General features: G+C 34.3%; 1 tRNA gene. It reads left to right on the forward strand.

The features are described from left to right. The first annotated feature begins 66 nt into the window (after positions 1 to 66). Positions 67 to 139 (forward strand) — tRNA-Asn (locus tag CP355_RS09990). Positions 140 to 1,159: the final 1,020 nt, after the last annotated feature.

Raw genomic sequence — 1,159 nt, forward strand, 5'->3', positions numbered from 1 at the left:
ACGCCGAAAGTAGTTGGTGGGCAACTGCCTGCGAGGAAAGGAAGCTGCCGTGCTCTTTTTTAATATTCCGGCTTAGCTCAGTTGGTAGAGCGCTTGACTGTTAATCAAGATGTCGTCAGTTCGAGTCTGACAGCCGGAGTAAGGAGAGAGAAGGAAGCCTAGCTTCCTTCTTTTTTGTTTAAGAGGAAAAGATGAAAAAAGGGGAGATCATGAACGCTTGGTCTCCTCTTTTTTGCTTGCTCCCTTCTTATTAAGATCTTATCTTAATAAAATCCAATAAGGTCAACTTGAGTAAATATTGGGTACTGACCGCTTTGTCTGAGATAGGATGCTAGTCGTAATGAATGAGCCACTAAGAAGTTTTAGGGAAGGTTAAGCTGAATTATCTGCTTAAACCGCTTGAGAAAGAATCTCATTTCTTGATCGAGCATGAAAAATTTGGCATTTAGATAATTAGTACGAAGCTTATCTTTATAAGAAAAAATAAAGAATCTTCTTGAAGATTGCTAGTTGAGTGAGTAAATTATTAACATTTTTGTATACGTTTAAATTCATATTGAATATAAATATATCGGATACCGAATAAGCTAATCATAATTGAGCCTAAGTCTATCTGCATAATTTTCTAACTGAGATCTTTGAATTACTTAGTTGTAATGCAAGGTACTGAGGAAACTTGGCGATAAGTGTAGTGAAGAAAATAAAAGCGTGAAATTGAAATATTATTTGCCAATGCTGCTGCAATTTTAGTGTGGTGTTAAATATTTTGACAAAAAATTGAAAAAGTGTTTTGCAAATAAAGTTCGGCAATTGTAAGCTAAATCGATAATATAAGACTAGAATAAATAAAAAGCTATTAAAAAGAAAAGCATAAAAGAGAAGCTTGGTTACAACACATCCATGTGTTTCATGAATAACTCGAACAAAAGAGGGATTTGCCAAAAAAGAGAAAGTAGGGTAAATTAATAAAGTCGTCTTGAGAGATGACGAAGAGCTCGAGAGCTTTAAAAAAAGTTTTTGAAAAAAAGACTTGCAAAGTTAAAGCAAAACGAGTAATATATTTAAATGTCGTCAGGCGAGAGCCGAGGCGACGAAAAATAAATCAAAAAAGTTCTTGACAAAGGATTTGAGATTTGATAAAATATAAAAGCCGTCTGGT

The organism is Lactobacillus sp. UMNPBX4 (assembly GCF_002554115.1).
Classification (GTDB): domain Bacteria; phylum Bacillota; class Bacilli; order Lactobacillales; family Lactobacillaceae; genus Lactobacillus; species Lactobacillus gallinarum.